23 protein-coding genes are annotated in these 26168 nt (G+C 69.8%); 20 read left to right on the forward strand and 3 right to left on the reverse strand.

Features of this window, described 5'->3' with window-relative positions:
* Positions 1-181 precede the first annotated feature (181 nt).
* The 6 genes from JD276_RS14765 to JD276_RS14790 all read left to right on the forward strand — a co-directional run bounded on the left by JD276_RS14765 (position 182) and on the right by JD276_RS14790 (position 6637).
* Positions 182-1159, forward strand: a complete 978-nt coding sequence (locus JD276_RS14765) for a VOC family protein (protein ID WP_200116432.1) — start codon at positions 182-184, stop codon at positions 1157-1159.
* 2 nt (positions 1160-1161) lie between these two features.
* Positions 1162-2013, forward strand: coding sequence for an alpha/beta fold hydrolase (locus JD276_RS14770; protein WP_200116433.1), 852 nt, complete (start codon positions 1162-1164; stop codon positions 2011-2013).
* A 2-nt stretch (positions 2014-2015) separates the two neighbouring features.
* Positions 2016-3017, forward strand: a complete 1002-nt coding sequence (locus JD276_RS14775; protein WP_200116434.1) for an acetaldehyde dehydrogenase (acetylating) — start codon at positions 2016-2018, stop codon at positions 3015-3017.
* Positions 3014-4123 carry a 4-hydroxy-2-oxovalerate aldolase gene (gene dmpG, locus JD276_RS14780; protein WP_200116435.1) on the forward strand — a complete coding sequence of 370 codons (1110 nt, stop codon included), beginning with the start codon at positions 3014-3016 and terminating at the stop codon, positions 4121-4123. Before JD276_RS14775 ends, dmpG begins: the two co-directional genes overlap by 4 nt.
* Complete coding sequence (locus JD276_RS14785; protein WP_200116436.1) at positions 4120-5868, forward strand: FAD-dependent oxidoreductase; 1749 nt, start codon at positions 4120-4122, stop codon at positions 5866-5868. The genes dmpG and JD276_RS14785 overlap by 4 nt, the downstream gene beginning before the upstream one ends.
* 73 nt (positions 5869-5941) lie before the next feature.
* Positions 5942-6637, forward strand: a complete 696-nt coding sequence (locus tag JD276_RS14790; protein WP_200116437.1) for a GntR family transcriptional regulator — start codon at positions 5942-5944, stop codon at positions 6635-6637.
* Positions 6638-6701: 64 nt separating this feature from the next.
* Here JD276_RS14790 and JD276_RS14795 read toward each other — a convergent pair whose 3' ends face one another.
* Positions 6702-8051: an MFS transporter gene (locus tag JD276_RS14795; protein WP_200116438.1), complete on the reverse strand. Its 1350-nt coding sequence runs from the start codon at positions 8049-8051 to the stop codon at positions 6702-6704.
* Between the two features lie 122 nt (positions 8052-8173).
* On the opposite strand from JD276_RS14795, the gene JD276_RS14800 reads away from it, so the two are divergent.
* Positions 8174-8830: a gamma carbonic anhydrase family protein gene (locus tag JD276_RS14800; protein WP_200116439.1), complete on the forward strand. Its 657-nt coding sequence runs from the start codon at positions 8174-8176 to the stop codon at positions 8828-8830.
* Positions 8831-8847: 17 nt separating this feature from the next.
* The gene (locus JD276_RS14805) at positions 8848-9645 is read left to right on the forward strand and encodes a PaaX family transcriptional regulator (protein ID WP_200116440.1); all 798 of its coding nucleotides are present in this window, start codon (positions 8848-8850) and stop codon (positions 9643-9645) included.
* A 44-nt stretch (positions 9646-9689) separates the two neighbouring features.
* Here the strand turns inward: JD276_RS14805 and JD276_RS14810 are convergent, their stop codons facing one another.
* Positions 9690-10499 carry an IclR family transcriptional regulator gene (locus JD276_RS14810; protein WP_200116441.1) on the reverse strand — a complete coding sequence of 270 codons (810 nt, stop codon included), beginning with the start codon at positions 10497-10499 and terminating at the stop codon, positions 9690-9692.
* Between the two features lie 140 nt (positions 10500-10639).
* Between JD276_RS14810 and JD276_RS14815 the strand changes: the two genes are divergently transcribed.
* The 12 genes from JD276_RS14815 (at position 10640) to JD276_RS14870 (ending at position 25597) form a co-directional block, all read left to right on the forward strand.
* Complete coding sequence (locus JD276_RS14815) at positions 10640-11707, forward strand: cupin domain-containing protein (RefSeq protein ID WP_233615784.1); 1068 nt, start codon at positions 10640-10642, stop codon at positions 11705-11707.
* Positions 11704-12534 (forward strand): fumarylacetoacetate hydrolase family protein, encoded by an 831-nt coding sequence (locus JD276_RS14820; protein ID WP_200116443.1) that lies wholly within the window; start codon positions 11704-11706, stop codon positions 12532-12534. The genes JD276_RS14815 and JD276_RS14820 overlap by 4 nt, the downstream gene beginning before the upstream one ends.
* A complete protein-coding gene (locus tag JD276_RS14825; protein ID WP_200116444.1) occupies positions 12534-13376 on the forward strand; it encodes a maleylpyruvate isomerase family mycothiol-dependent enzyme in 843 nt (280 codons plus the stop codon). Before JD276_RS14820 ends, JD276_RS14825 begins: the two co-directional genes overlap by 1 nt.
* 123 nt (positions 13377-13499) lie before the next feature.
* Positions 13500-15008, forward strand: coding sequence for an FAD-dependent monooxygenase (locus tag JD276_RS14830; RefSeq protein ID WP_200116445.1), 1509 nt, complete (start codon positions 13500-13502; stop codon positions 15006-15008).
* On the forward strand, positions 15005-17080 hold the full coding sequence (locus tag JD276_RS14835; RefSeq protein WP_307866599.1) for an acetate--CoA ligase family protein: 2076 nt from the start codon (positions 15005-15007) through the stop codon (positions 17078-17080). The genes JD276_RS14830 and JD276_RS14835 overlap by 4 nt, the downstream gene beginning before the upstream one ends.
* On the forward strand, positions 17058-18749 hold the full coding sequence (locus JD276_RS14840; RefSeq protein ID WP_200116446.1) for a (2,3-dihydroxybenzoyl)adenylate synthase: 1692 nt from the start codon (positions 17058-17060) through the stop codon (positions 18747-18749). Before JD276_RS14835 ends, JD276_RS14840 begins: the two co-directional genes overlap by 23 nt.
* 200 nt (positions 18750-18949) lie before the next feature.
* On the forward strand, positions 18950-20464 hold the full coding sequence (gene leuC / locus JD276_RS14845; RefSeq protein ID WP_200116447.1) for a 3-isopropylmalate dehydratase large subunit: 1515 nt from the start codon (positions 18950-18952) through the stop codon (positions 20462-20464).
* A gap of 6 nt (positions 20465-20470) precedes the next feature.
* Positions 20471-21073 carry a 3-isopropylmalate dehydratase small subunit gene (leuD, locus tag JD276_RS14850; protein ID WP_200116448.1) on the forward strand — a complete coding sequence of 201 codons (603 nt, stop codon included), beginning with the start codon at positions 20471-20473 and terminating at the stop codon, positions 21071-21073.
* Between the two features lie 116 nt (positions 21074-21189).
* A complete protein-coding gene (murA, locus tag JD276_RS14855; RefSeq protein WP_200116456.1) occupies positions 21190-22512 on the forward strand; it encodes a UDP-N-acetylglucosamine 1-carboxyvinyltransferase in 1323 nt (440 codons plus the stop codon).
* 72 nt (positions 22513-22584) lie between these two features.
* On the forward strand, positions 22585-23355 hold the full coding sequence (locus tag JD276_RS14860) for a lysophospholipid acyltransferase family protein (protein ID WP_200116449.1): 771 nt from the start codon (positions 22585-22587) through the stop codon (positions 23353-23355).
* Between the two features lie 17 nt (positions 23356-23372).
* The gene (locus tag JD276_RS14865) at positions 23373-24473 is read left to right on the forward strand and encodes an NAD(P)H-dependent glycerol-3-phosphate dehydrogenase (protein ID WP_307866600.1); all 1101 of its coding nucleotides are present in this window, start codon (positions 23373-23375) and stop codon (positions 24471-24473) included.
* Positions 24470-25597, forward strand: a complete 1128-nt coding sequence (locus JD276_RS14870; RefSeq protein ID WP_200116451.1) for a D-alanine--D-alanine ligase family protein — start codon at positions 24470-24472, stop codon at positions 25595-25597. The genes JD276_RS14865 and JD276_RS14870 overlap by 4 nt, the downstream gene beginning before the upstream one ends.
* A gap of 19 nt (positions 25598-25616) precedes the next feature.
* Here JD276_RS14870 and JD276_RS14875 read toward each other — a convergent pair whose 3' ends face one another.
* Positions 25617-26138 carry a DUF3515 family protein gene (locus JD276_RS14875; RefSeq protein WP_307866601.1) on the reverse strand — a complete coding sequence of 174 codons (522 nt, stop codon included), beginning with the start codon at positions 26136-26138 and terminating at the stop codon, positions 25617-25619.
* Positions 26139-26168 lie beyond the last annotated feature (30 nt).

Here is a 26168-nt window from a genome sequence, read left to right on the forward strand (position 1 = left end):
CCCTTCTGCGTTTCCGCGACCCCGAACGGTCGACTGTAAAGATTATTGGATTAATAGTCGACTTTTTGGTCGAAATGAACTTATGATGAGCGCAGTCGCACGGCCGCGACCCGCCCCGTGTCGAACGGGCTCACGGACATGGCGGTCCGGAGCGTCGTATCGATCTGAACGAAGGAACCCGATGGCATATCACAACCAACCGGAGATCGCGAAGCTCGGAGCAGCGCATCTCTTCACGCCCGATCTCGAGAAGTCGCTCTGGTTCTTCCACGACGTCATCGGCCTCGAGATCGTCGCCCGCACCGAGACCAAGGTGTATCTGCGCGCCGCCATGGAGCGCGAGCACCACAGCCTCGTGCTCGAAGCGGGAGAGCGGTCGCGTCTCGACCACGTCTCGTGGCGGGTGCGCCGCCCCGAGGACCTCGACAAGTTCTACACGCAGCTCACCGAGAACGGCACCGAGGTGGCCGTGCAGGCCCCCGACGCCGAGGACGGGTACGGAGAGTCGCTCCGCCTGCAGATGCCCTCGGGGCACAAGCTCCGCCTCTACTGGGACGTCGAGAAGCCCGCCGTCGCCGAGGCCGACCGCTCCGTGCTGCTCAACCAGCGCTACAAGTCCTGGAATCGCGGTATCGGCGTGCGTCGCATCGACCACGTCAACCTGTGGAGCACCCACGAGCCGGAGCCCGTGCACCAGTGGCTCACCGACAACCTCGGATTCAAGCTGCGCGAGTACGTCCAGACCCCGCACGGCCGCATCGGCGGCTGGATGAGCGTCACGCCGCTCGTGCACGACATCGCGGTGATGAAGGCCGGTCCGCACGAGACGACTCCGGCCCGCATGCACCACCTCGCGTTCTGGCTCGACAACGCCGCAGACGTGCTGCGGGCCGCCGACATCCTGGTCGAGGCTGGGATCAAGCCCGATCAGGGCCCGGGCAAGCACGGCGTGAGCCAGGCCTTCTTCCTCTACGTGCGCGATCCCGGCTCCGGGCACCGCGTCGAGATATTCAGCAACGGCTACCTCATCTTCGACCCCGATTGGGAGCCGGTCGAGTGGGGCGTGGACGACATCGCGACGGCGCTCGCCATGTGGGGGCCGACCGACTACATCCCGCACACCGACGACCACGTCATGAACACCACGACGGAGGCGTGACCATGGAGAGTTTCACGACCGAGCGCATCGAGACCGACGGGTACACGACGGAGTACCTCGATTCGCGCGGAGACGGCGATGCCGTCCTGCTGCTGCACGGCGGAGGGCCGGGCGCGAACGCGGCGACCAACTGGCGGGGCTTCATCCCCGGTCTGGCGGACCGCCACCGGGCGATCGCCCCCGACATCCTCGGCTACGGCAACACGGATCATCCCGAGGACGGACCGCCCACGCTGATCGGATGGATGCGCGCGCGTGTGCGGCAGGTCATCTCGCTGCTCGACGCGCTCGGCATCGAGCAGGCGCACGTGATCGGCAACTCCATGGGCGGGGCGCTGGCCATGTGGCTCACCGAGGCTCACCCCGAGCGGGTGAAGAGCCTCGTGCTCATGGGGAGCGCCGGCGGCCACATGGCCGCACCCACGCAAGAGGTCATTCGCATGGCCACGTACTACAAGGATCCGTCGAAGGAAGGCCTCAAAGCCCTCACCCGATGGTTCGTGTACGACGAGAGCGACCTCGGCGCCGACCTCGACTCCATCGTCGAGGACCGCTTCATCGAGCTCAGCAGGCCCGAGGTGCGCCGCTCCTACACGCGGTTCTTCAACCCGCCGGTGTCCCTGCCGTCCGAGATGACGGTGCCGCAGTCCTCGCTGCGTCGCATCCAGCAGCGCACGCTGCTCGTGCATGGGCGAGAGGACCGCTTCGTGACGCCGGACTCTTCGGTGTATCTGAACCAGCACATCCCGAACTCCCAACTGCACATCTTCGAGAAGTGCGGCCACTGGGTGCAGATCGAGCGGCGCGAGTCGATGCTCGCGCTCGTGCGCCTCTTCTACACGGAGGAGCTGTGACGATGACGCGGCCCCGAGGTGCGGCGGGGAACCCGGCGGATCGCCTCCGCGCCGGACCGCGCATGAAGGTCGCGATCATCGGATCCGGGAACATCGGCACGGACCTCATGTTCAAGGTGATGCGACTGAGCGAGCGGCTGGAGATGGGCGTGATGGTCGGGATCGATCCGCACTCCGACGGGCTGGCGCGGGCCGCGGGGCTCGGCTTCGAGACCACGCACGAGGGGATCGAGGGCCTCATGCGCAGCCCGCAGTTCGACGAGATCGGCCTCGTGTTCGACGCGACGAGCGCCGCGGCCCATCGGGCCAACGCGAAGGCCCTCATCCCGCACGGCAAGCGCCTCGTCGATCTCACGCCGGCGGCCACGGGGCCGTTCACCGTGCCGCCGGTGAACCTCGACGAGCACCTGGCCGCCGACGACGTGAACATGGTCACCTGCGGCGGCCAGGCGACGATCCCGATCGTGCACGCCGTGTCGTCGCAGACGCCCGTGCTCTACGCGGAGATCGTGGCCTCGATCGCGTCGCGCTCGGCGGGCCCCGGCACCCGCGCGAACATCGACGAGTTCACCGAGACGACTGCGAGGGGTCTCGAGACGGTGGGCGGAGCGGCCCGGGGCAAGGCGATCATCGTGCTCAACCCCGCCGAGCCGCCCATGATCATGCGCGACACCGTGCAGCTGCTCACGGCGCCGCTCGACGATGCCCAGCAGGAGCGGATCGCAGCGCAGGTGCGCGCTCGCGTCGCCGAAGTCGCCGAGTACGTGCCCGGATACCGGCTCAAGCAGGACGTGATCTTCGAAGCCGAGGGATCGGAGGTCGAGCGGCTCGTGCCCGAGAGGCTTCGCCGACCCGACGGCTACACCCGCATCACCGTCTTTCTCGAGGTGGAGGGCGCGGCGATGTACCTGCCCGCCTATGCGGGGAACCTGGACATCATGACGTCGGCCGCGCTCCGCGTCGCCGACGGCATCGCCGAGAGACTGCAGGAGGCCGTGTCGTGAGCCGGAAGTTCTATCTCCAGGACGTCACCCTGCGCGACGGAATGCACGCGATCAGGCACCGGATCGACCCGGGCGCCGTCGCGAGCATCGCGGCCACGCTCGATCGCAGCGGCGTGGACGCGATCGAGGTCACCCACGGCGACGGTCTCGCCGGCGGCAGCCTCACCTACGGCCCCGGATCCCACGCCTCGTTCGAATGGATCGAGGCCGCCGCGGAGGTCGTGCAGCACGCGGTGCTCACCACGCTGCTGCTGCCCGGCATCGGCACGCTGCGCGACCTGCGGCGGGCCTACGACCTCGGAGTGCGATCGGTGCGGATCGCCACGCACTGCACCGAGGCCGACGTCTCGAAGCAGTACATCGAGACGGCCAAGGGGTGGGGGATGGACGTCTCCGGCTTCCTCATGATGTCCCACCTGCAGCCGCCGCGGGCGCTCGCGGAGCAGGCGCTGCTCATGGAGAGCTACGGCGCGGACTGCGTCTACGTCACCGACTCCGCCGGCCGCATGACGATGCAGGACGTCCGCGAGCGCATCGCGGCGTACCGCGATGCGCTCGCGGAGGAGACCCAGATCGGGGTGCACGCGCATCAGAACCTCTCGCTGGCGGTCGCGAACTCGGTGGTCGCGGTCGAAGCGGGGGCGTTCCGCGTCGACGCATCGCTCGCCGGGCACGGAGCCGGAGCCGGGAACACCCCCATCGAACCCTTCGTCGCGGTCGCCGAGCTCATGGGCTGGGAGACGCGCGCAGACCTGTTCGGGTTGCAGGATGCGGCAGACGATCTCGTGCGCCCGCTGCACGACCGGCCCGTGCAGGTCGACCGCGAGACGCTCACCCTGGGGTACGCGGGCACCTACTCGAGCTTCCTGCGTCACGCCGAGCGGGCCTCGGCCTCGTACGGGCCCGACACGCGCGCGCTGCTGGTCGAGGCCGGCAGGCGCCGGCTCATCGGCGGGCAGGAGGACATGCTCCCCGACATCGCGCTCGACCTGCTCTCGCAGGAGGATCGCCCGTCGCCCCTCCCGGAGCCCGCGAGGGGCGACGATCTCCCAGTTTCGCGCCGCGGCAATGCCGCTGCGGCGCTCAACCGAAAGGAACCAACATGAACACGATTCCCGCAGTCGAGACCGAGGTGCTCATCGTCGGGGCCGGCCCCGCCGGTGCGGCGGCAGGGGCGCTGCTCGCGACCTACGGCATCGACGCCATGATGATCAACAAGTACAACAGCGTGGCCAATACGCCGCGCGCCCACATCACCAATCAGCGCGCCATGGAGGTGCTTCGCGACCTCGGACTCGAGCGCCAGGCGAAGGCCGCCTCGACGCCGCAGAACCTCATGGGCGACCACGTCTACGCGACGAGCCTCGCGGGCCAGGAGCTCGGCCGGATCCGCACCTGGTACACGCATCCCAGCTTCAAGGCCGAGCACGACCTCGCCAGCCCCACCGCCGTCTGCGACATTCCGCAGGACAAGATGGAACCGATCCTCGTGGGCGCCGCCTCGTACCGCGGCACCACCGTGCGCAGCGGGACGGAGCTCCTGGGCTTCGAGCAGGACGACGACGGAGTGACCTCGACCCTGCGGGACCGGGTGACCGGAGAGCAGTACACCGTGCGCAGCAGGTACCTCATCGGAGCCGACGGCGGCCGCTCGCTCGTCGCGGAGCAGCTCGGCCTGCGCTTCGAGGGCGAGATGGTCGCGAGCGCGTCGATGAACGTCGTGTTCCGCGCCGACCTCAGCCATCTCGTCGAGCACCGTCCGAGCGACATGTACTGGTTCCTGCAGCAGGGAGTCGGCCACGGCGGGGTCGGCGTGGGCGTGCTGCGCGTCGTCGACACCTGGGATCGCTGGGTGGGCGTCTGGGGCTTCGACGCGAGCCAGGGCACGCCCGAGCTCACCGACGAGCTCGGGACCTCGATCGCGCACAAGCTCATCGGCGACGACACGGTGCCCGTCGAGATCGAGTCGCTCTCGACCTGGGGCGTCAACCGCAAGTACGCGGTCGAGAACACCCGCGGCCGCGCCTTCATCGTCGGCGACGCCGCGCATCGCCACTCGCCGATGAACGGACTCGGATCCAACACCTCGATCCAGGACTCCTACAACCTCGCCTGGAAGCTCGCCCTCGTGCTGCGCGGTCTCGCCGGCCCCGGGCTGCTCGAGAGCTATGCCGAGGAGCGCCTGCCCATCGCCAAGCACCTCGTGGACCGCACGGTGCGCAGCGAGGGGCTCATGCCCGGCATGTTCAAGGCGCTCCGCCTTCCGCCCGGATTCGAGGAGTCGGTGCTCGCCCAGGTGCTCGAGAATCTCGAGGCGCCGACGGAGGAGGGCGCCGAGCGGCGTGCGGAGTTCCGCGCCGCGATGGACGCCACGCTCGCATGCTTCAACACGCACGGCATGGAGCTCAACCAGTTCTACTCCTCGCGCGCCGTCGTCACCGACGGCGCCGAGGCTCCCGTGCCGGAGCGCGATGTGGAGCTGCACTACTTCCCGTCGTCCTTCCCCGGCCACCACCTGCCGCACGCCTGGGTCGTGAAGGACCAGCGACGCACGCCGATCTTCGACCTCTGCGGCAAGGGCGGATTCACGATCCTCGCCGGCGACCGGGGCGCGGCATGGCGCGACGCGGCGGCGGTGGTGTCCGAGGAACTCGGTCTGCCCCTCGACGTCGTGGTCATCGGCCGCGGCGGAGACTACGAGGACGCCTACGGCGACTTCGCGGCCGTCGCCCAGATCGGGGAGCTCGGCGCGCTGCTCGTCCGGCCGGACCATATGATCGGCTGGCGCACGACGGAGACGGCCGATGCGGACGAGCTGCTGCGCGTGCTCCGCAGCATCCTCGATCGCTGATGCGGCGGAGGGCGGGCTGCGCGCGGCCCGCCCTCCCCATCTCCGCCGGCTTGCAAGCCCTATAGTGAAACACATGACAGCGCGGGCAGACTCTCTCACCCTGACCGAGTTCGTTCGTACCTCTCTGCGGGCCGACATCCTCTCCGGCAAGATCGGCCGCGGCGAGCCGCTGCGGCTCGAGGCGCTGATGGCGAGGTTCGACGTGAGTCGTGCCGTGGTGCGCGAGGTGCTGATCCGGCTCGTCGAGGAGAACCTCGTCGTCGCCAACCCCAACCGGGGCTTCCGCGTCATCGACATCACGGCCGAGGGGCTGGTCGACCTCATCAAGCTGCGTGTGCTCGTCGAATCGGAGGCCATGAAACTCTCCATCGAGCAGGGCGACACGGAGTGGGAGGCCGGGATCATCGCGGCGCACCACGTCCTCGAGCGGGCCGAGGTGTCGGAGAGCAGCGCCTGGTGGGGAGAGTCCGAGGCGTGGGTTCGCGCGCACATCTCCTTCCATGAGGCGCTCACGGCGGCCTGCGGCAGCCCGCGGATGCTCTCGCTCGTGAACCGCTTGCGCAAGGAATCGGCGATCTACTACCAGGTGCGGGTGCCGGCCGGGTCGCCCGCCGCGGAGGACATCGCCGACCGCGACATCGCGGCCGAGCACAGCGAGCTCATGCACCTCGCGATCGCTCGCGATGGTGAGGGCGCGGTCGAGTTGTTCCAGCACGAGACGTGGACCACCGCCAAGGTGCTGCTGCAGGTGCTGGAATCCGAGGGCTGAGAGAGTCGGGGACGCGGGACAGGGCGCCGGGAAGGCTCCCCGGCGCCCTGTCCCGCTCGAGCCGTCACACGCCCGCGGACCGCCTCGGCACCAGTGCGATGAGTACCGCGCCGACGAGCGCCACGGCCGCGAAGATGTAGAAGTTCACCTGGAAGCCGAGCGCGAGACTCGCGATGAGGCCGCCGATGATCGGGCCGCTCATGCCGCCGAGACGGCCGACGCCCAGGGTCCAGGCCAGCGCCGTGGCGGAGTTGGCCTGCGGGTAGTACGTGGCCACGAATCCGTTGACGAAGATCTGCGTGCCGATCGATCCGAGACCCGCGAATGCGATGAAGACGAGCAGTACGCCGTAGGGGAGTCCGAAGCTCATGAGGGCGATGGCGATGAACGCGATCGCGAAGCTCGCGAGCACGACCTTCTTGATGCCGATCCTGTCGGCGATGTAGGAGCCGGAGATCGCGCCGACGATCGCGCCGACGTTGAGGGCGAGCAGGAAGCTCAGGGAGCTGCCGAGATCGTATCCGGCCTCGCGCATGATCTGGGGCAGCCAGGTGTTCAGGCCGTATACGAGCAGCAGACCGCAGTAGCTGGCGAAGGCGAGCATGAAGGTGCCGAGGATCCAGCTGTGGCTGAACATCAGTCGCAGCGACCCCGTCTGCTCGGGGGTCTGCTCGGCCGCGGCCTCCGCGGCCTCGGCGGTCCCGGCGGCCGCGGGGCCGGCGACGACGTCGGCGTAGACGAGGCCGTAGTCGTCGGCGATGCGCCGAGCCTCCGCGTGGCGACCCCGGGCGGCCAGGTAGGCGACCGACTCCGGCATGAAGGCCCAGATGAAGGGCACGAGCACGACGACCGGCAGGGCGCCGAACGCATAGAGCCAGCGCCAGTCGACGTGCGGCAGCAGGACGATGCCGAGCAGTGCGGCGAGCACGCCGCCGACCGAGTATCCGCTGTACATCACGGCGTTCGCGAGCTGGCGGCGCGCCCGAGGGGCGAACTCGACGGTCATGGCGACGCAGCTGGGGATGATCGGCCCCAGGCCGAGGCCGGTGAGGAAGCGCAGGAGGCCGAATATCTCGGGTGACGGAGCAATGGCGGTGAGCCCCATGAGCACCGAGAACCAGGTGAGCGAGATGATCATGATCTTCTTGCGGCCGAGCACATCGGTGAGCAGACCGACGAAGAGGGTGCCGATGAGCATCCCGAGAAGCGCGAGGCTGCCGTAGACGCCGGCGGCGTTGGGGTCGACATCCCAGCTCTCGTCCCCGAGGATCGACGGCACCGTCGAACCGTAGACCACGAGGTCGTAGCCGTCGAAGACGATCGCGACGAAGCAGAGAGCGAGTACGATCAGGCCGGATTTCTTCTTGAGCGCGGTTCCAGCGGGGGCCGGCCGGGTCGATGTGGCTTGGTTCACGGGATGTGCTCCTCGTCGTTGAGTGAGTGAAATGGACGCGACTATGAATGTAACAAAATCCCGTTGAGTGTCAATGTTATGTTATTCATATTGACCCGGCGCGGATGCTGAAGGAGGAGCCGATGACCTGTTACGAGATCGACGGCGTGGTGCCGGTGGTCGAACCGACCGCGTTCGTGCACGAGACGGCGAGTCTGATCGGGGACGTCATCGTCGGAGCCGGCTGCTACATCGGCCCCCACGCGAGCCTGAGGGCCGATCTCGGACGCATCGTCGTCGGCGAGGGGAGCAACGTGCAGGACTCCTGCACGGTCCACGTCTTCCCTGGCCGAGACACCGAGCTCGCCGCCAACAGCCACGTCGGCCACGGTGCGGTGCTGCACGGCTGCTCGATCGGCTCCTACGCGCTCATCGGCATCAACGCCGCGGTGCTCGACGACGCGGTGATCGGGGCGGACTCGCTCGTGGGGGCGGGAGCGGTGGTCACGGCCGGGTCGCGGTTCCCTCCCCGTTCGCTCGTGCTCGGCAGTCCCGCCCGGCTCGTACGCGAGCTCGACGCCGAGACGGTCGAGTGGAAGCGCAACGGCACGCGCGTGTACCACGATCTCGTGCGGCGCAGCCGCGCGACGCTGCGCCCCGCGACCCCTCTCCCCGAGATCGAACCCGACCGCCGGCGGGTGATCGAGGCTGACGAGGCGGTGCATCTGACGCTGCAGGAGTTCCGGACGCGTCGCAGGAGTGCGACAGACGGCACCACGGGCGTCGTCCCGCGGCTCTGACCTGCGAGAATCGAACGGTGACCCCGAGAGCTCTTGTCTTCACCCTCTTCGGCGACTACCTGCGCTACTGCGGAGAGGGGGAGGTGCCGCTGTCGGGATTGACGCGCATGCTCGAGCATTTCGGCGTCGACCCCGGGACCACCCGGGTGGTGATGACCCGGCTGCGCAAGGAGGGCTGGTTCGAGTCGCGGCGCAATGGCCGCGAGGTGAGATACCTGCTCTCCGACAAGGGCTGGCGGCTGCTCGACGAGGGGCGCGAGCGCATCTTCCGGCGCGGCGACGGCCGATGGGACCGGCGGTGGTCCATGGTCATCGTGAAGTTCTCCGAGCATCAGCGCGTCGCGCGCGATGAGGCGCGCAAGAAGCTCGCCTGGCTCGGTTTCGGACAGCTGAGCGCCTCGACCTGGATGAGCCCGCACCCCCGCCTCGACGACGTCGAGCGGGCGCTCGCGGAACTGCCGCTCGTCTCCCTCGACCTGCTGAGCTGCTCGACTCGCAGCCTGGCGGAGGATCGGAGCATCGCGGCGAGATGCTGGGATCTCGGCGATGTTCAGGCGGACTACGCGACTTTCGTCGAGGAGTTCGCATCCACGCCCGAGTTGCACGGCGTCGAAGCCTTCATGCGCCACGTCGAGCTGACGAACGCCTATCGGCAGTTTCCCTTCAGGGACCCGGACCTGCCCGAGGAGCTGCTGCCCGACGGGTGGACCGGCCGCGCGGCCCACAGGGTCTTCACCCGCGTGTACGCGAGTCTCGAGCGCGACGCCGATCGAGTCGTGGAGGAGCTCGCCGGCCTGCCGGTGCTGCGCGACTGATCCGCCGCTCGAGCGGGCCGATGGGCAGACGCGGGGCCGAAGCGCTAGCCCGAGATCGTCGCGCGGTCGACGCGGCGCTTGAAGTCGCGGCAGCGCTCGAGGAACGACCCCTCCGAGAGCATCTCCGACTTCTCGGCCGGGACGGCGACCGCGAACGCGAGCCAGGTGCCCCGTTCGGGGGAGTGGAGCGGCATGCTCAGTGCCCAGATCCCGCTCTCGGTCGCTTCCCGATTGAGGGCGTAGCCCTGATGACGCACTCGGCTCAGTTCGGCGGCGAACGCCCGGAATTCGGCGTCGCTCAGTCTCGTGCCGGCGAGCGCGGCCGCGTCGGAACGGTAGAGCTGCGCGAGCGCGGCGTCCGGCAGCAGCGAGAGGAGCGCCTTCCCTCCGGAGGTGAGCATGGCGGGCAGGATCTGGCCTCGTCTGCTGGTGACGGCGAAGGAGCGCTGCGGCACGTACGTCTCGATGAATCGCGATGTCGTGCCGAATCGGGCGACGAGGCTGACGGTCTCGCCGGTCTCGGCCACGAAATCGAGGAACAGCTGCTCGGTGCGGTTCTTGAACTCCCGGATCGCGCCGGTGCGCACGGGAGGCACGTTCATGCCGGGTCCGGGCTGGTAGACCCGGTCCTCGTCCTGGACCGCGAAGCCCCGGTAGACGAGCATGCCGAGCAGGCGGTGAGCGGTCGATCTCGAGACGCCGAGGTGCTCCGCAGCCGTCATCACGCGGAGGGACCCTTCGTCGCGCAGCAGCTGGAGGAGCTGCAGCGCGCCGTCGACGGAGCCCAGGACGTACTTCGGCTCGGGGGCGAGCTCTCGTCGAGGCCCGGAAAGAGGACCACTCGGATTCTGCACAGTGGAATCCTACCGAGTCCCGACGCTCCCCGAGGCAATACTGCTGGTGGTTCTCTCTAGCAAGAAGGAGTTCGAAGATGACTCAGATCGACCCGATCACGGGGCTCGAGGTCGTGGATCACGACTCGATCGACGACGCCATGCAGCCGGAGGACACCCCCGAACTGCGCGCGCTCTACGAGGGCTTCGAGGCCGAGCACCTCATGCCGCTGTGGACGCAGATCGACGACCTCATGCCGATGTACCCGTCGCCCAAGGCGGTCCCTCACGTCTGGAAGTGGTCGAGCCTCTACCCGCTCGCCCGGAAGTCGGGCGATCTCGTGCCGGTCGGCCGCGGCGGCGAGCGTCGCGCGATCGGACTCGCCAACCCGGGGCTCGACGGCCGCGCCTACATCTCCCCGACCCTGTGGTGCGCGATCCAGTACCTCGGCCCCAAGGAGACCGCGCCCGAACACCGCCACTCGCAGAACGCCTTCCGATTCGTCGTCGAGGGAGAGGGGGTCTGGACGGTCGTCAACGGGGACCCCGTGCGCATGAGCCGGGGGGACTTCCTGCTCACGCCGGGCTGGAACTTCCACGGCCACCACAACGAGACCGACCAGCCGATGGCCTGGATCGACGGTCTCGACATCCCGTTCTCCCAGCAGAACGACGTGGGGTTCTTCGAGTTCGGGTCGGAGCGCGTCACCGACTACGCGACTCCCCGTTACTCGCGGGGTGAGCGCCTCTGGTGCCACCCGGGCCTCCGCCCGCTCTCGGGTCTGCAGCGCACGGTCAGCTCGCCCATCGGCGCCTACCGCTGGGAATACACCGACCGCGCGCTCACGGAGCAGCTGCTGCTGGAGGAGGAGGGCGTGCCGGCCACCGTCGAGCAGGGGCACGCGGCGGTCCGGTATGTGAATCCGACCACCGGCGGCGACGTCATGCCGACGATCCGGGCCGAGTTCCACCGCCTGCGCGCGGGCACCGAGACCCCGACCCGCCACGACGTCGGCTCGCAGGTCTTCCAGGTGTTCGAAGGCACCGGATCCGTCGTGCTCGATGGCACCGAGCGCGAACTCGAGAGGGGCGACATCTTCGTCGTGCCCTCGTGGGTTCCGTGGTCGCTCCGAGCCGAGGGCCAGTTCGACCTGTTCGCCTTCTCGGATGCGCCGATCATCGAGCGCCTCCACTTCAACCGCACCCTGATCGAAGGAGACAACCGATGAGACTCGCAACCCTGCGCATCGACGAGAGCGGCACCACCGTCGCGGTCCGCGTCGACGGCGACGCCGTCACCCGCCTCGACGGCTTCGACGACGTGGGGGCCGTGCTGCGCGCCGGCGCCCTCGAGCAGGTCTCGTCGCTCGGGGGCCGGCAGGAGGCGCTCGACGAGACCAAGCTCGCGCCGGTCGTGGTCGCGCCGCAGAAGGTGGTCTGCGTCGGCCTCAACTACCGCAACCACATCCTCGAGATGGGTCGCGAGCTGCCCGAGCACCCGACGCTGTTCACCAAGTACCCCGAGTCGCTTATCGGCCCCCGCGACGACATCCAGCTTCCCCCGGAGTCCGACGCGGTCGACTGGGAGGGCGAGCTCGCCCTCGTCGTCGGCAAGACCGTGCGCCGCGCGACTCCCGAGCAGGCCGCCGAGGCGATCGCCGGCTACTCGGTGCTCAACGACGTGACCATGCGGGACTGGCAGTACCGCACCCCGATGTGGTTCCAGGGCAAGGCCTGGGAGAACTCGACCCCGATCGGCCCGGTATTCGTCACCCCCGAGGAGATCCCCGCCGGAGCGATGATGACGACCCGCGTCGACGACGAGATCGTGCAGCAGACCCCGATCGACGATCTCGTCTTCGACTCCGCGGCGCTCATCTCGTACATCTCGACGATCTTCACGCTCAACCCGGGCGACGTCATCGCCACGGGCACGCCCGGGGGCGTCGGCCACGCCCGCACGCCGCAGCGCTATCTCACCGCCGGGCAGACCCTCAGCACCGCGATCGACGGGATCGGCGAACTGGTGAACGTCGCGGTGCCGGAGCGGATCTGATGCGCGCCGAGGCCGAGCGGCTCGCGGAGCAGGCGATCGAGGAGGCGCGCGCCGCGCTCAGGGCCCGGCAGGGCTCCGGCGCTCGCTACGACGCGCCGAAGGCTCCCGCAGCGGAGCTCGACTGGGCTCGTCGCGGCACCGCCTATTTCGCGCGCAAGCTCACCGAGCTGCCCGACGATCGGCTGCGGGAGCCGAGCCTCGTGCCCGGCTGGACCCGGGCCGAGCTCATCGCCCACGTCGGCTACAACGCCCGCGCCCTCACCCGGCTCACGGAGTGGGCGAGCACCGGCGTCGAGACCCCGATGTATCTCACGGATCGGCAGCGAGACGGCGAGATCCTGCTCGGCGGCACGCTGCCGCCCCGGGCGCTTCGCACCCTGTTCGCCCACTCCGAGGCGCATCTGAACGTGGAATGGCGCGATCTCACCGATGAGCAGTGGGATCGTGAGGTGCGCACCGCGCAGGGTCGCCTCGTGCCCGCTCGCGAGACCGCCTGGATGCGGGCCCGCGAAGTGTGGGTGCACGCGGTCGATCTCGGCAACGGGGGATCGTTCCTCGATTTCCCGCCCGAGATGATCACCCGGATCATCGACGACGTGCTGGCCTTCTGGCGGCGCCGCGGGGAGGAGGTCCGCCTCCGCCTCGAGTTCGACGACGGCCGGCCCGCGATCGAGGTCGGCGACCCGGACGTCGGCGACCCGGACATCGGCGACCCGGGGAGCGGCGATGCGCCGGTCGTGTCGGGGGCCGCTCCGGACATCGCCAGGTGGCTGAGCGGCCGCGGCGCCCGGCGGCTGGCCTGCGATCCGGGTGACCTCCCCGCGATCCCGCGCTGGTTCTGAGTGCTCCGTCTCCTCGGCCCACGGGGCGGCGTGCCCTGATAAGTAACGAATAATTGACAAGCAACGAGATTCTGTAACATACTGATCGTGTCAGTTCACTCCGTACAGAGGCGGGAAAGTTCAATGTCGAAACGAATCGCTGTCGTAGGCGGCGGCCCCGGTGGCCTGTTCTTCGCGACGCTCATGAAGAAGCGCCGCCCCGAGTGGGAGATCACCCTCTTCGAGCGCAATCAGGCCGACGACGCCTTCGGCTTCGGCGTCGTCTTCTCGGATGCGACGCTCCGCAGGATCGAGGCCGCCGACCCGGTGCTCACGGACGCGCTCGCGGCGCACGGCAAGCACTGGGAGGTCATCGACGTCGTGGCCAAGGGCGAGACCCACTCCTTCGGCGGCAACGGCATGGCCGCGATCCACCGTCGCACCCTGCTGCGCGAGCTGCAGGCGAAGGCCGCGGCGGCGGGAGTCGACATGCGCTTCGGCGAGTTCGTGCCGACTCCCGATCGGCTCGGCGACTACGACGTCATCGTCGCGGGCGACGGCGCCAACTCCGCGTTCCGCACTGCCGTCGGCGACGATGTGCTCGGTCACACCGTCGAACAGGCGGCCGCCAAGTTCATCTGGTTCGGCACCGATCGGATGTTCGACGGCCTCACGTTCCTGCATCGGCGCAACGAGCACGGCAACTTCGCGGTGCACGCCTACCCGATCTCCGCCGACGTGAGCACGTTCATCGTCGAGACGGACGAGGACACGTGGCGCGCGGCCGGCCTCGACGAGTTCGACGCGACCCAGCCTCCCGGGCCCTCCGACGAGAAGACCCGCGCCTACATCACCGCGCTCTTCGCAGAGGAACTGCGGGGCGGCCGGCTGCTCACCAACAACTCGCGGTGGGGCAGCTTCCGCACCCGCCGCACCGAGAGATGGCACGCCGGCAACATCGTCTTCCTCGGCGACGCCGTGCACACCGCGCACTTCAGCGTGGGATCCGGCACCAAGATGGCGATGGAGGACGCGATCGCCCTGGCGGACGGCCTCGCCGCCCACCCCGATGACCTCGAGGCCGCCTTCGCGGAGTACGAGCGCGTCGCCCAGCCCCAGGTCGCCCGCGTGCAGAACGCCGCTCGCCCCAGCCTGCGCTGGTGGGAGCACTTCGGCGAGTACTACCGGGCCCTCGAACCGTGGCAGTTCGCCTTCCACTTCTTCTCGCGCAGCATTCCGCTGCAGAAGATCCGCCTGCGCGATCAGCGCTTCGCGGAGGCCGTCGAAGCCGAGTGGACGGCGCGCAACGGCGCGGAGGTGCTCGACACCCCGATCGAGCTCGGTTCGCAGCGCCTCCCCGGGCGGCTGCTCTCCTGGGGCGCCGAGGACGAGCTCGTCCACGCCTCGGGCGAGCACCTCGATGCGACCCGCGCCCGCGTCGTCGACCTCGACGTCGAGGAGCGCGCCGCCGAGACCGCTGACGCCGAGCTCGTGATCCTCACGGGCGGCGACGAGGACGAGCGCATCTTCGAATCGGAGCGGCTCTCGCTGTCCGGCGACCTGCCCGTGATCATCGAGCTCGTCGACGGCACCGCGGACCAGGCCGCCACGCTCGTGCTCTCGGGCCGCGCCGACGCGGTGGTCTCCCGGTGACGGACAGCGCGATGCGCCCGTTCTTCGAGCCCCGCGGCGTGATGGTCGTCGGCGCCTCGGCCTCTCCCGAGAAGCTGGGGGCCGTGATGGCGGCGTCGCTCGAGAAGAGCGGAGTGCCGCTCGCACGGGTCAATCCCCGCGCGAACGCCGACGGCTTCGCCACCTCGGCCGCCGAGGCGGCTCGGCAGATCGCCGACTCGGGCGGCCACCCCGACCTCGCGGTGATCTGCGTGCCCGCCGGCGCCACCCCCGCAGCTCTCGCGGACTGCGCGGCGGCGGGTGCCCGGGCCGCCCTCGTCTGCTCGGGCGGCTTCTCCGAGATCGGTCCGGAGGGCGCGGCGATCGAGGATCGCGTGCGCGACGAGCTCGCCCGCGGCGGTATGCGCCTTCTCGGCCCGAACACCTCGGGGTTCTTCGCCCCCGGGCGGGGACTCATCGCGAGCTTCGTGCCCGGCGCCCACCGCGTCGCCGTCGGCTCGGTGGGCATCGTGGCCGCGAGCGGCGGGGTCAACCACATGCTCGCGTTCCGCCTCTCGGGGCAGGGGGTCGGCATCAGCCTCGGCGTCGGGATCGGCACGGGCGTCGACGTGGACCACGCCGATGTGCTCGCCCACCTCGCCTCCGACGAGCAGACTCGCGTGATCGCCCTGCACCTCGAGACATGCGACGACGGCCCCGCCCTGCTCGCGGCGGTGCGCGCCGCGACCGCCCGGAAGCCGGTGGTCGCGCTCGTCGTGGGCCGCAACAACGTCTCCGAGTTCGCGCGGTCGCACACCGGCGCACTCGCAACCTCCTGGCGCACCACCCGCTCAGTGCTCAGCCAGGCGGGCGCCGTGGTGGTCGACGACGAGGAGCAGCTCATCTCGGCCGTCATCGGTCTCTCCGGCGGGCGAATCGCGGCGTCGCGGTCTCCCGGCGCCGCGCTGATCACCGGCCAGGCGGGGCCGGGGCTGCTCATCGCGGACGAGCTCGGGTCGCGGCGGGTGGATCTGCCCGTGCTCTCCGAGCAGACACGACAGCGCATCGGAGAGCTGCTGCCCCCGCTCACCTATCAGGCCAATCCGGTCGACACCGGCCGGCCGGGTCCGGGCTTCTCCGAGGTCATCGCCGCCGTGGCCGACGACGCGGAGGTCGACGCGGTCGGCGTCTACGGCCTCACCGAACCCGTGCTCGATATGGTGAGCAGCGTGCGGCGGGCGAAGGAGATGCAGCGGGGGAGCGCTCCCGTGATCGTGGCTATGGACGGCCCCGAGGAGGAGCTCGCCGCCGACCGCTCTGCAGCGGTCGGAGCGGGCGTGCCGTTCGTCACCGGCCCGCTCGGACTCGCCCAGGCGGTCGCGGCCGTGGTCGAGGACGCCCGGCTGCGCGCGCTGGATGAGGCCGCGGTCGCGGTCGCGGGGCCCGGCCTCGAAGCGAGCGGCGGCTGGGACGAGCACGCCGCCAAGCGACTGGTCGCGGGTCTCGGCATCGCCACTCCCGAGCGCCGCGTCGTGGTGAGCCGTGAGGAGGCGCACGCCGCCTTCACCGAGCTGCGGGCGCCGCTCGCCGTCAAGATCCTCTCCGAGACGCTGCTGCACAAGACCGAGGTCGGCGGCGTGCACCTCGGCATCGCGGATCGCGAGGCGCTCGACGCGGCGTTCGACGCGCTGCTGACCATCGGTGCCGAGCGCGTGCTCGTCGAGGAGATGGCGCCCTCGGGGATCGACCTCATCCTCGGGGCGCGTCGGGATCCGGTGTTCGGCCCGATCGTGCTGCTCGGGATCGGCGGCACGGCGGCCGAGGCGATCGGCGATGTCGTGATCCGATCGGCGCCGCTGAGCACCGAGATCGCGGCGGCGATGCCCGACGAGCTCCAGGCCGCGGCGCTGCTGCGCGGCTGGCGCGGCGGTCCGGCAGTCGACACGGCCGAACTCGCCGCGTGCATCGCCGGAATCGGCGGGCTGCTCGTGGCCAACGAGTGGATCGACGAACTCGAGGTGAACCCGCTGAGGGTCACCGCCGAGGGCGCAATCGCCCTCGATGCAGTGCTGGTAACGCGAAAGGAAGACGATGGCGTCGACACCGACAACTGAGGGCCTGGTCGCCTGGCCCGCGGATCTCGCGGCGCGGTACCGCGAGGCCGGCTACTGGAAGGACGAGCCCCTCACCGCTCCGATCTGGCGCATGGCCGAACAGCGGCCCGACCGGATCGCACTCATCGACGGCGACACCCGCATCGGCTACGCCGAGATGTGCCGCCGGGCCGACGCGCTCGGCGCGCGCCTGCGGGAGCTCGGCTTCGAGGCCGACGACCGAGTGGTCGTGCAGCTGCCGAACACCTGGGAGTTCGTCGTCTTCGTGCTCGGCTGCCTCCGCGCCGGGGTCATCCCCGTGATGGCGCTGCCCGCGCATCGCCGGCACGAGCTCGAGTACCTCGCAGAGCACTCCGAGGCCGTCGCCCTGGTCGTGCCCGACACGCTGCGCGACTTCGACCATCAGGGCCTCGCAGCGGCGATCCGGGACGCCGTGCCGAGCGTGCGCGACCTCATCGTGCTCGGCGACGCCCGCGAGGGCGCCATCGATCTGCGCGAGCTCTGCGAGCCTCCCGCGGCGGGCGTCGAGCCCGCCGCGGCACTCGAGGCGCTCGCGGTCTCGCCCGACGCGGTCGCGGTGTTCCTGCTCTCGGGCGGCACCACCGGCCTGCCGAAGCTCATCCCGCGGTCCCACAACGACTACCGCTACAACGCCGAGGCGGCGAACGAGGTCGCGGGCTTCGACGAGGAGACCGTCTACCTGGTGACCCTGCCGGCGAGTCATAACTTCCCGCTGGCGTGCCCGGGTCTGCTCGGCGCCCTTCTCGCGGGCGGCACGGTCGTCATGCTGCAGAGCCCCGAGCCGAGCCGGGCGTTCGCGATGATCGAAGCGCACGGCGTCACCCACGTCGCGGCGGTACCCGCGATCGTGCAGCGCTGGATCGATCACGAGGAGGCCGAGCGCACCGGCCGGCTCTCGAGCCTGCAGGTGCTGCAGGTGGGCGGGTCGCGTCTCGTCGACGAGCTCGCGGCTCGTGTGAGGCCGGTGCTCGGCGCCACTCTGCAGCAGGTGTTCGGAATGGCGGAGGGCCTGCTCAACATGACCGGGCTCGACGATCCCGATGACGTGATCATCGGGACCCAGGGCCGCCCGGTGTCGCCCGGCGACAGGGTGCGGATCGTCGATGAGAACGGCGACCCGGTGCCCGTCGGCGGTCGCGGCGTGCTCCACACCGAGGGTCCGTACACCCTGCGCGGCTACTACCGCGCCCCCGAGCACAACCGGCGCTCGTTCGCTCCCGACGGCTGGTATATCACGGGCGACATCGTCGAACTGCGCGAGGACGGCAATCTCGTGGTGCAGGGCCGCGACAAGGACCTCATCAACCGTGGAGGCGAGAAGATCTCGGGAGAGGAGGTCGAGAACCTCCTCTACCGCCATCCCGGCATCGAGATGAACGCGGCCGTGGCGGTCCCGGATCCCGACCTGGGCGAGCGCGTCTGCGTCTACGCGACTCTGCGCGAGGGGCACAGGATCGAGCTCGACGATCTGCGCGGGCTCATGCGCGACGCCGGAGTCGCGGCGTACAAGCTGCCCGAGGTGCTGGTGATCGTCGAGGACATGCCCCTCACCAAGATCGGCAAGATCGATAAGAAGGCGCTGCGGGAGGATCTCGCAGGGCGCGGTGCGCTGAGGCCGGGCACCACCCACTACCCGGCGGGTCGATAGCGCAGAGGGGGCAGCGCGGTCGTCGGGTGCCCCGGCGGCCGCAGTGCTAAACTCGAACCCATGCATTCGCGGCGGCTTCTCCTTCTCTGCCGCGACGGGGCCTAACTCACCGGTCCACCCCGTCGCGGAGTCCCGGCATGGCCGGCCCACCGCGCGGGAATCGCTGTTTTCGCGTTGACGCAGAGAAGAGAAGCACACCTATGACTGTCGAACAGCACGCGGCGCCGGCAGGGCGCCCTCGTACTCTGGCCGAGAAGCTCTGGGACGATCACGTGGTCGTCAAGGGCGAGAACGGTGATCCCGATCTGATCTACATCGATCTGCACCTCATCCACGAGGTGACGAGCCCGCAGGCGTTCGATGGTCTGCGCATGGCGGATCGGCCGTTGCGGCGGGTGGATCTGATGATCGCGACCGAGGATCACAACACTCCGACGCTCAATATCACGAAGCAGATCGAGGATCCCACGAGTCGCGTGCAGATCGAGACGCTGCGCAGGAACGTCGAGGAGTTCGGGGTGCGTGCGCATCCCCTCGGCGACGCCGAGCAGGGCATCGTCCACGTCGTGGGTCCGCAGCTGGGGCTCACGATGCCGGGCATCACCGTGGTATGCGGGGACAGCCACACCTCCACGCACGGCGCGTTCGGGGCGCTGGCGTTCGGCATCGGCACGAGCGAGGTCGAGCACGTCATGGCGACGCAGACGCTGCCGTTGAAGCCGTTCAAGACGATGGCGATCAACGTCGAGGGCGAGTTGCGGCCGGGGGTGACGGCGAAGGACATCATCCTCGCCGTGATCGCCGAGATCGGCACCGGCGGCGGGCAGGGGTATGTGCTCGAGTACCGCGGGTCGACGATCCGGTCGCTGCCGATGGACGGCCGCATGACGATGTGCAACATGTCGATCGAGGCCGGCGCCCGCGCGGGCATGGTCGCCCCCGACGAGATCACGTTCGAGTACGTCAGGGGGCGCGAGTGCGCGCCTCGGGGCGAGGACTGGGATCGGGCGGTGGAGTACTGGAGGACGCTGCCCACGGACGAGGGCGCGGTGTTCGACCGCGAGGTATTCATCGACGCGAGCAAGCTCGAGCCGTTCGTCACTTGGGGCACCAACCCGGGTCAGGGGTCGCTGCTGAGCGAGAGCGTGCCGGATCCCGCGAAGATCGAGGATCCGAGCGCTCGCGCCGCCGCCGAGCGCGCGCTGGAGTACATGGATCTGACCGCGGGCACTCCTTTGAAGGAGATCGCCGTCGACGCGGTGTTCATGGGTTCCTGCACCAACAGCCGTCTCGATGATCTGCGGTCTTTCGCGGAGATCATCAGGGGGAAGAAGAAGGCCGAGGGTGTGCGGCTGATGGTGGTGCCGGGGTCGGCGAAGGTGCGTTTGGAGGCGGAGGCGGAGGGGATCGACAAGATCGTCGAGGAGTTCGGCGGGGAGTGGCGGTTCGCGGGGTGCTCGATGTGCCTGGGGATGAACCCCGACCAGCTCGCGCCGGGGGAGCGTTGCGCTTCGACGTCGAACCGCAATTTCGAGGGGCGTCAGGGCAAGGGCGGGCGTACGCATCTGGTGTCGCCGCTGGTGGCGGCGGCGACCGCGATCCGCGGCACGCTGTCCAGCCCCTGGGATCTCGAGACCGACGCCGCGAACGGCGTCACCCACGAGGCCGACGCAGACGCGGGGGCCGAGACCATCGCCGAGACCGTGGAGGCCTGAGACACCATGGATAAGTTCACCACCTTCACCGGTATCGCCGCGCCTCTGAAGCGCTCGAACGTCGACACCGATCAGATCATCCCCGCAGTGTTCCTGAAGCGGGTCACGAAGACCGGGTTCGACGACGCCCTCTTCTACCACTGGCGGCAGGATCCCGACTTCGTGCTGAACCAGCCCCGGTACGCGGGCGCCGAGATCCTCGTCGCCGGTCCCGACTTCGGCACGGGCTCCTCCCGGGAGCACGCGGTGTGGGCGCTGCGGGACTACGGGTTCCGCGTCGTCGTCTCGGCGCGCTTCGCCGACATCTTCCGCGGCAACGCGGGCAAGCAGGGCCTGCTCGCGGCGCAGGTCGACGAACCCGACGTTGAGCGCCTGTGGGAGGCGATGGAGGCGGACCCCGAGGCGAAGCTGACCGTCAGCCTCGACGACCGCACGGTGTCCGTCGGCGACCTCACAGTTCCGTTCCAGATCGACGATTACACTCGGTGGCGTCTGCTCGAAGGGCTCGACGACATCTCGTTGACGCTGCGCAACGAGCAGGCGATCACCGATTTCGAGGCCAGGCGTCCCTCTTGGATGCCCACTACTCTTCCCGTGAGGACTGCGTGATTACGAACGAAGAACGGGTCGACGAGCAGTCGACCGTGGAGGCGCCGGCGGGCGAGCAGCCGAGCGACGAGCAGGGCCTCAAGAAGGACGCCCAGAAGGCGGGCGCGCGCGTCGGCCTGACCTCCGACGAGATCATCATCAACGGCGGACGGCCCCTGCAGGGGCGCATCGAGGTGCGCGGGGCGAAGAACCTCGCCACCAAGGCCATGGTCGCCTCGCTGCTCGGCAAGAAGCCGAGCGTGCTGCGCAACGTGCCGAACATCTCCGACGTGCGCGTCGTGGCGGGCCTGCTCGCGCTCCACGGCGTGCTCATCACCCGCGGCGAGGAGCCAGGCGAGTGGCGGCTCGACCCGTCGAACGTCGAGATGGCGCACAAGGCCGACATCGACGCCCACGCGGGTTCGTCCCGCATCCCGATCCTGTTCTGCGGCCCCCTGCTGCACCGCCTCGGCGAGGCCTTCATCCCCGACCTCGGGGGCTGCCGCATCGGCGACCGCCCCATCGACTTCCACCTCGACGCGCTGCGCCGGTTCGGCGCGGTCATCGAGAAGCTGCCGAGCGGGATCAGCCTCACGGCCCCCGACGGGCTGAAGGGCGCCAACATCGAGCTGCCCTACCCCTCGGTCGGCGCGACCGAGCAGGTGCTGCTCACCGCGGTGCTCGCCGAGGGCCAGACCGAGCTGCGCAATGCGGCGATCGAGCCCGAGATCGTCGACCTCATCTGCATCCTGCAGAAGATGGGCGCCATCATCTCGATGGAGCCCAACCGGGTGATCTTCATCGAGGGCGTGCCCGAGCTCCGCGGCTACGACCACCGCGCGATCTTCGATCGCAACGAGGCGGCGAGCTGGGCCGCGGCCGCGCTCGCGACCAGGGGCGACGTCTTCGTGGGCGGCGTGAAGCAGGAGGAGATGATGACCTTCCTGAACGTCTTCCGCAAGGTCGGCGGCGACTTCGACGTGCGCGACGACGGCATCCGCTTCTGGCACCCCGGCGGAGAGCTGAAGCCCGTGCAGATCGAGACCGACGTGCACCCGGGCTTCATGACGGACTGGCAGCAGCCGCTCGTCGTGGCCCTCACCCAGGCCCAGGGCGTCTCGACGATCCACGAGACGGTCTACGAGAACCGCTTCGGCTTCACGGACGCGCTCAACAAGATGGGTGCGGACATCGTCGTGCATCCCGACGGCCTGCACGACGACTCGCGCCGCGTGAAGCGCCGCGAGTTCGAGCAGGCGGCGGTCATCACCGGCCCGACGCACCTCACCGGCGCCGACATCGAGGTCCCCGACCTCCGCGGCGGTTTCAGCCACCTGATCGCGGCGCTCACCGCGGAGGGGCAGTCGAAGGTCACGAACCTCGGGATCATCTCCCGCGGCTACGAGAACTTCATCGAGAAGCTCCGTCTGCTCGGCGCCGACTTCGTCTACGAGAGCTGAGAATCGCGAAGGATCTGCGGCCCCCGGCGCGCGCATGCCGCGCCGGGGGCCGCGCTCCGCGATAATTGACCCATGAGTGACACGGTGAAGCTCCGGAGCCGCCTTTCGGCGGAGAAGCGTCGGCCCTCGGTCTTCTGGCTGCTCGCCGCACTGATCCTGCCGCTGTGGTCGCTGATGGTGCGGTACCGCTTCACCCGCGACTCGCGGCTTCCGAGCTCGGGCCCCTTCATCCTGGCGCCGAACCACTACAGCGAGATCGACCCGATCGCGATGGGCGCGGCGGTGTGGCACCTCGGCCGGCTGCCGCGCTTCATGGCGAAGGCGAGCCTCTTCACAGTGCCGGTCTTCGGGCGGCTGCTGCGCGCCTCGGGGCAGATCCCGGTCGAGCGCGCCGGGGCGAACCGCTCGAAGGCGGGCAACCCGATGGGCGCCGCGGGCGAGCTCATCGAGCGCCAGGCCGGCGTCATCGTCTACCCCGAGGGCAGCCTCACCCGCGACCCCGAGCTGTGGCCCATGCGCGGCAAGAGCGGCGCCGTGCGGCTCGCTCTCGAGACCGGCATCCCGCTGATCCCCGTCGCCCACTGGGGCACGCAGGGTCTGCTCCCGCGCTACGGCAAGCGGATCCATCCGTTCCCGCGGAAGACGATCCACGTGTCGGTGGGGCGGCCCCTCGACCTGAGCCGCTTCTCGGGGAGGCCGCTCGACCAGAAGACGGTCGCCGAGGCGACGGAGCTGCTCATGACGGCGATCACCGAGCTCCTCGCCGAGCTCCGCGACGAGCAGCCGCCTGCCGAGCGGTGGGATCCGAGCAAGCATCAGCAGAGTGAGACGGGGCGTTTTTGAGCACGAGGCCGATTCCGGTGATCGGGGAGAGCGCGAAGCGCAATCGAGGTCGCAGAGTCGCAGTGATCGGCGCGGGCAGCTGGGGGACCACCTTCGCGAAGGTGCTCGCCGACGCCGGGTGCGACGTGACGATCTGGGCGCGGCGACCCGAGGTGGCGCAGGAGATCCAGGTCGCGAAGCGCAACAGCCAGTACCTGCCGGGCATCAATCTGCCGAAGGGGCTGAAGGCGACGAGCGACCTCGCGCAGGTGCTGCGCGGGGCGAGGCTCGTCTTCCTCGCGGTGCCGAGCCAGACGATGCGGCAGAACCTCATCGACATCGAGCCCTACCTCGACCGCCGCAGCGTGCTGGTGAGCCTGGTGAAGGGCGTCGAGAAGACGACCACCATGCGGATGTCCGAGGTCATCGCCGACACCCTCGACGTGGGGCCCGAGCGCATCGGCGTGGTCTCGGGGCCGAACATCGCGCTCGAGATCGCGAAGGAGCAGCCGACGGGCGGCGTCGCCTCCTGCGCCGACCTGCAGGTCGCCCAGGAGATCGCGACGGCCTGCACCGCCCCGTACTTCCGCGGCTACGTGAACACCGACGTCATCGGCACCGAGCTGGGGGGCGTGCTGAAGAACCTCATCGCACTCGCCATCGGCATCGTCGACGGGGTGGGCTACGGCGAGAACACGAAGGCCGCGATCATCACGCGCGGCCTCGCGGAGATGACCGAGTTCGCGGTCGCCTCCGGCGCCGACCCGACGACCCTCTCGGGGCTCGCCGGCCTCGGGGATCTCATCACCACCTGCCAGTCCCCGCTCTCGCGGAACAACACCGCGGGCCGCCTCATCGGACAGGGCTACACGCAGGAGGAGACCAGGGAGCAGATGCAGCAGGTCGCCGAGGGCATCACCTCGGTGAGCCCCGTGCTCGAGCTCGCCCGCGAGCGGGGCATCGAGATGCCGATCGTGCAGCAGGTGCAGATGGTGCTGCAGGGCAGGATGGCCCCCAAGGATCTCGGTCCGCATCTCACGACGGAGGACGGGGTGCCGCAGCCCGAGCTGAGTCTCGGCACGGACCGCCCGGGCCTCTGGCGCCGATTCGTCAACCGCATGAAGGGAACCGCAGCATGACCCCATCCGACACCGTACGCTCCGAGGGGCCCGCGGCGCGGCGCACGGTGGTGCTGCTCTTCGGCGGCCGCTCCAGCGAGCACGGCATCAGCTGCGTCACCGCCGCCGGGGTGCTCCGGGCGATCGACCGTTCCCGGTTCGACGTGATCCCGGTCGGCATCACGAAGCACGGTGCGACCGTGCTGGTCCGCGAGGACGACCTCGCGGAGTACCGCCTCGAGCCCGGCGCGCTGCCGGAGGTCGCCGACAACGGCACGCGCGTGCTCTGGCCGGCCTCGACGCAGACGCGATCGATCACGGTCGTCGACGGCTCGGGCGCGCTGCGCACGCTCGGCCGAGTCGACGCCGTGTTGCCGATGCTGCACGGTCCGTACGGCGAGGACGGCACGGTGCAGGGCATGCTCGACCTGGTCGACCTCCCCTACGTGGGCAGCGGGGTGCTGGGGTCCGCGCTGTGCATGGACAAGCACGCGGTGAAGACGATCCTGGCGGATGCCGGCATTGCGGTCGCGCCGTGGCGCACCGTGACGCGGCACCAGCTGGATCGGGACCCCTACCTGGCCGATCGTCTCGACGAGGGCCTGAGCTACCCGCTGTTCGTGAAGCCGGCGCGGGCGGGCTCGAGCGTGGGGGTGAGCCGGGTGACCGAGGCCTCGCAGATCCCCGCTGCGCTGGAGCTGGCGTTCGCCGAGGACGCGACGGTGCTGATCGAGTCGGGCGTGACCGGCCGGGAGGTCGAGATCGCGGTGCTCGAGGGGCGGGGCGGGGACCGCCCGCGCACGAGCTCCGTCATCGGCGAGATCGTGTTCACCGGCCGGGAGTTCTACGACTTCGAGGCGAAGTACCTCGGCGCCGCGGGCGTCGAGCTCGAGCTGCCCGCGAGGGTGAGCGACGCGGAGTTCGAGTCGATCCGCGACGCCGCCGTGCGCGCGTTCGAGGTGACGCAGTGCGCCGGGCTCGCGCGCATCGACTTCTTCCTGACCTCCGACGGCCCCGTGCTGAACGAGATCAACACCCTGCCCGGGTTCACGCCGATCTCCATGTACCCGCGCCTCTGGGAGGAGTCGGGCCTCGGCTACACCGATCTCATCACCGAGCTGGTGGAGCTGGCGCTCGAGCAGTAGACGGCGCCTCCGTGCCGCGTCAGCCGGCGTCGGGCAGGCCCGAGAAGTCGTCCTCGTCCAGCTCGTCGACGAGGCTCGTGCACTGGCGTTCCTGCGGCAGCTGCTCGGCCACGGATCCGAGGTCGAGCACCACGGCGGTGCCGCTCACCCGCTCGGAGTCGACGAACACCTCGAGACCGGGGGAGCGGCCGTAGGCCTCGAAGCGGAACAGCGGGGCCTGGGAACGGTCGATGATCCAATCGACGCCGTTGACGTTGACGCAGTCGTCGGTGGTGGGGCCGCTCGGCTCGATGCCGCACCGCAGCTCCACCGCGGACGGGTCGCCCCAGGCTCCGGTCGCCTGCGCGTTCGTGGAGCGCTTGCCGAGCTCGGCGACCGTCTGCGGCAACCGCACCGTCACGTCGGCGCAAGCTGGATCGTTGGCGTTCGGGGCCGCCTCCATGGGCACCTCGCCCGCGCACCCGGCGAGACCCGCCGCGATCACGACGACGCCCGCGGCGGCGAGGGTGCGGCGGAGAGCGGAGGAGCGGCGAGGGATCACCCCGCAAGCCTACCCGCCGCGACCGGAGCC

The organism is Leucobacter chromiisoli (assembly GCF_016522505.1).
Taxonomy (GTDB): Bacteria; Actinomycetota; Actinomycetes; order Actinomycetales; family Microbacteriaceae; genus Leucobacter; species Leucobacter chromiisoli.

Bases quoted from the DNA above. Each gene is read 5' to 3' on its own strand.
- JD276_RS14770 (WP_200116433.1), top strand. From the start codon at position 1,162: ATGGAGAGTTTCACGACCGAGCGCATCGAGACCGACGGGTACACGACG.
- JD276_RS14840 (WP_200116446.1), top strand. From the start codon at position 17,058: ATGGCGTCGACACCGACAACTGAGGGCCTGGTCGCCTGGCCCGCGGAT.
- JD276_RS14860 (WP_200116449.1), top strand. From the start codon at position 22,585: ATGAGTGACACGGTGAAGCTCCGGAGCCGCCTTTCGGCGGAGAAGCGT.
- JD276_RS14815 (WP_233615784.1), top strand. From the start codon at position 10,640: ATGCAGCCGGAGGACACCCCCGAACTGCGCGCGCTCTACGAGGGCTTC.
- JD276_RS14785 (WP_200116436.1), top strand. From the start codon at position 4,120: ATGAACACGATTCCCGCAGTCGAGACCGAGGTGCTCATCGTCGGGGCC.
- JD276_RS14765 (WP_200116432.1), top strand. From the start codon at position 182: ATGGCATATCACAACCAACCGGAGATCGCGAAGCTCGGAGCAGCGCAT.
- JD276_RS14830 (WP_200116445.1), top strand. From the start codon at position 13,500: ATGTCGAAACGAATCGCTGTCGTAGGCGGCGGCCCCGGTGGCCTGTTC.
- JD276_RS14790 (WP_200116437.1), top strand. From the start codon at position 5,942: ATGACAGCGCGGGCAGACTCTCTCACCCTGACCGAGTTCGTTCGTACC.
- leuD (WP_200116448.1), top strand. From the start codon at position 20,471: ATGGATAAGTTCACCACCTTCACCGGTATCGCCGCGCCTCTGAAGCGC.
- JD276_RS14820 (WP_200116443.1), top strand. From the start codon at position 11,704: ATGAGACTCGCAACCCTGCGCATCGACGAGAGCGGCACCACCGTCGCG.
- JD276_RS14800 (WP_200116439.1), top strand. From the start codon at position 8,174: ATGACCTGTTACGAGATCGACGGCGTGGTGCCGGTGGTCGAACCGACC.
- JD276_RS14870 (WP_200116451.1), top strand. From the start codon at position 24,470: ATGACCCCATCCGACACCGTACGCTCCGAGGGGCCCGCGGCGCGGCGC.
- JD276_RS14825 (WP_200116444.1), top strand. From the start codon at position 12,534: ATGCGCGCCGAGGCCGAGCGGCTCGCGGAGCAGGCGATCGAGGAGGCG.
- JD276_RS14775 (WP_200116434.1), top strand. From the start codon at position 2,016: ATGACGCGGCCCCGAGGTGCGGCGGGGAACCCGGCGGATCGCCTCCGC.
- leuC (WP_200116447.1), top strand. From the start codon at position 18,950: ATGACTGTCGAACAGCACGCGGCGCCGGCAGGGCGCCCTCGTACTCTG.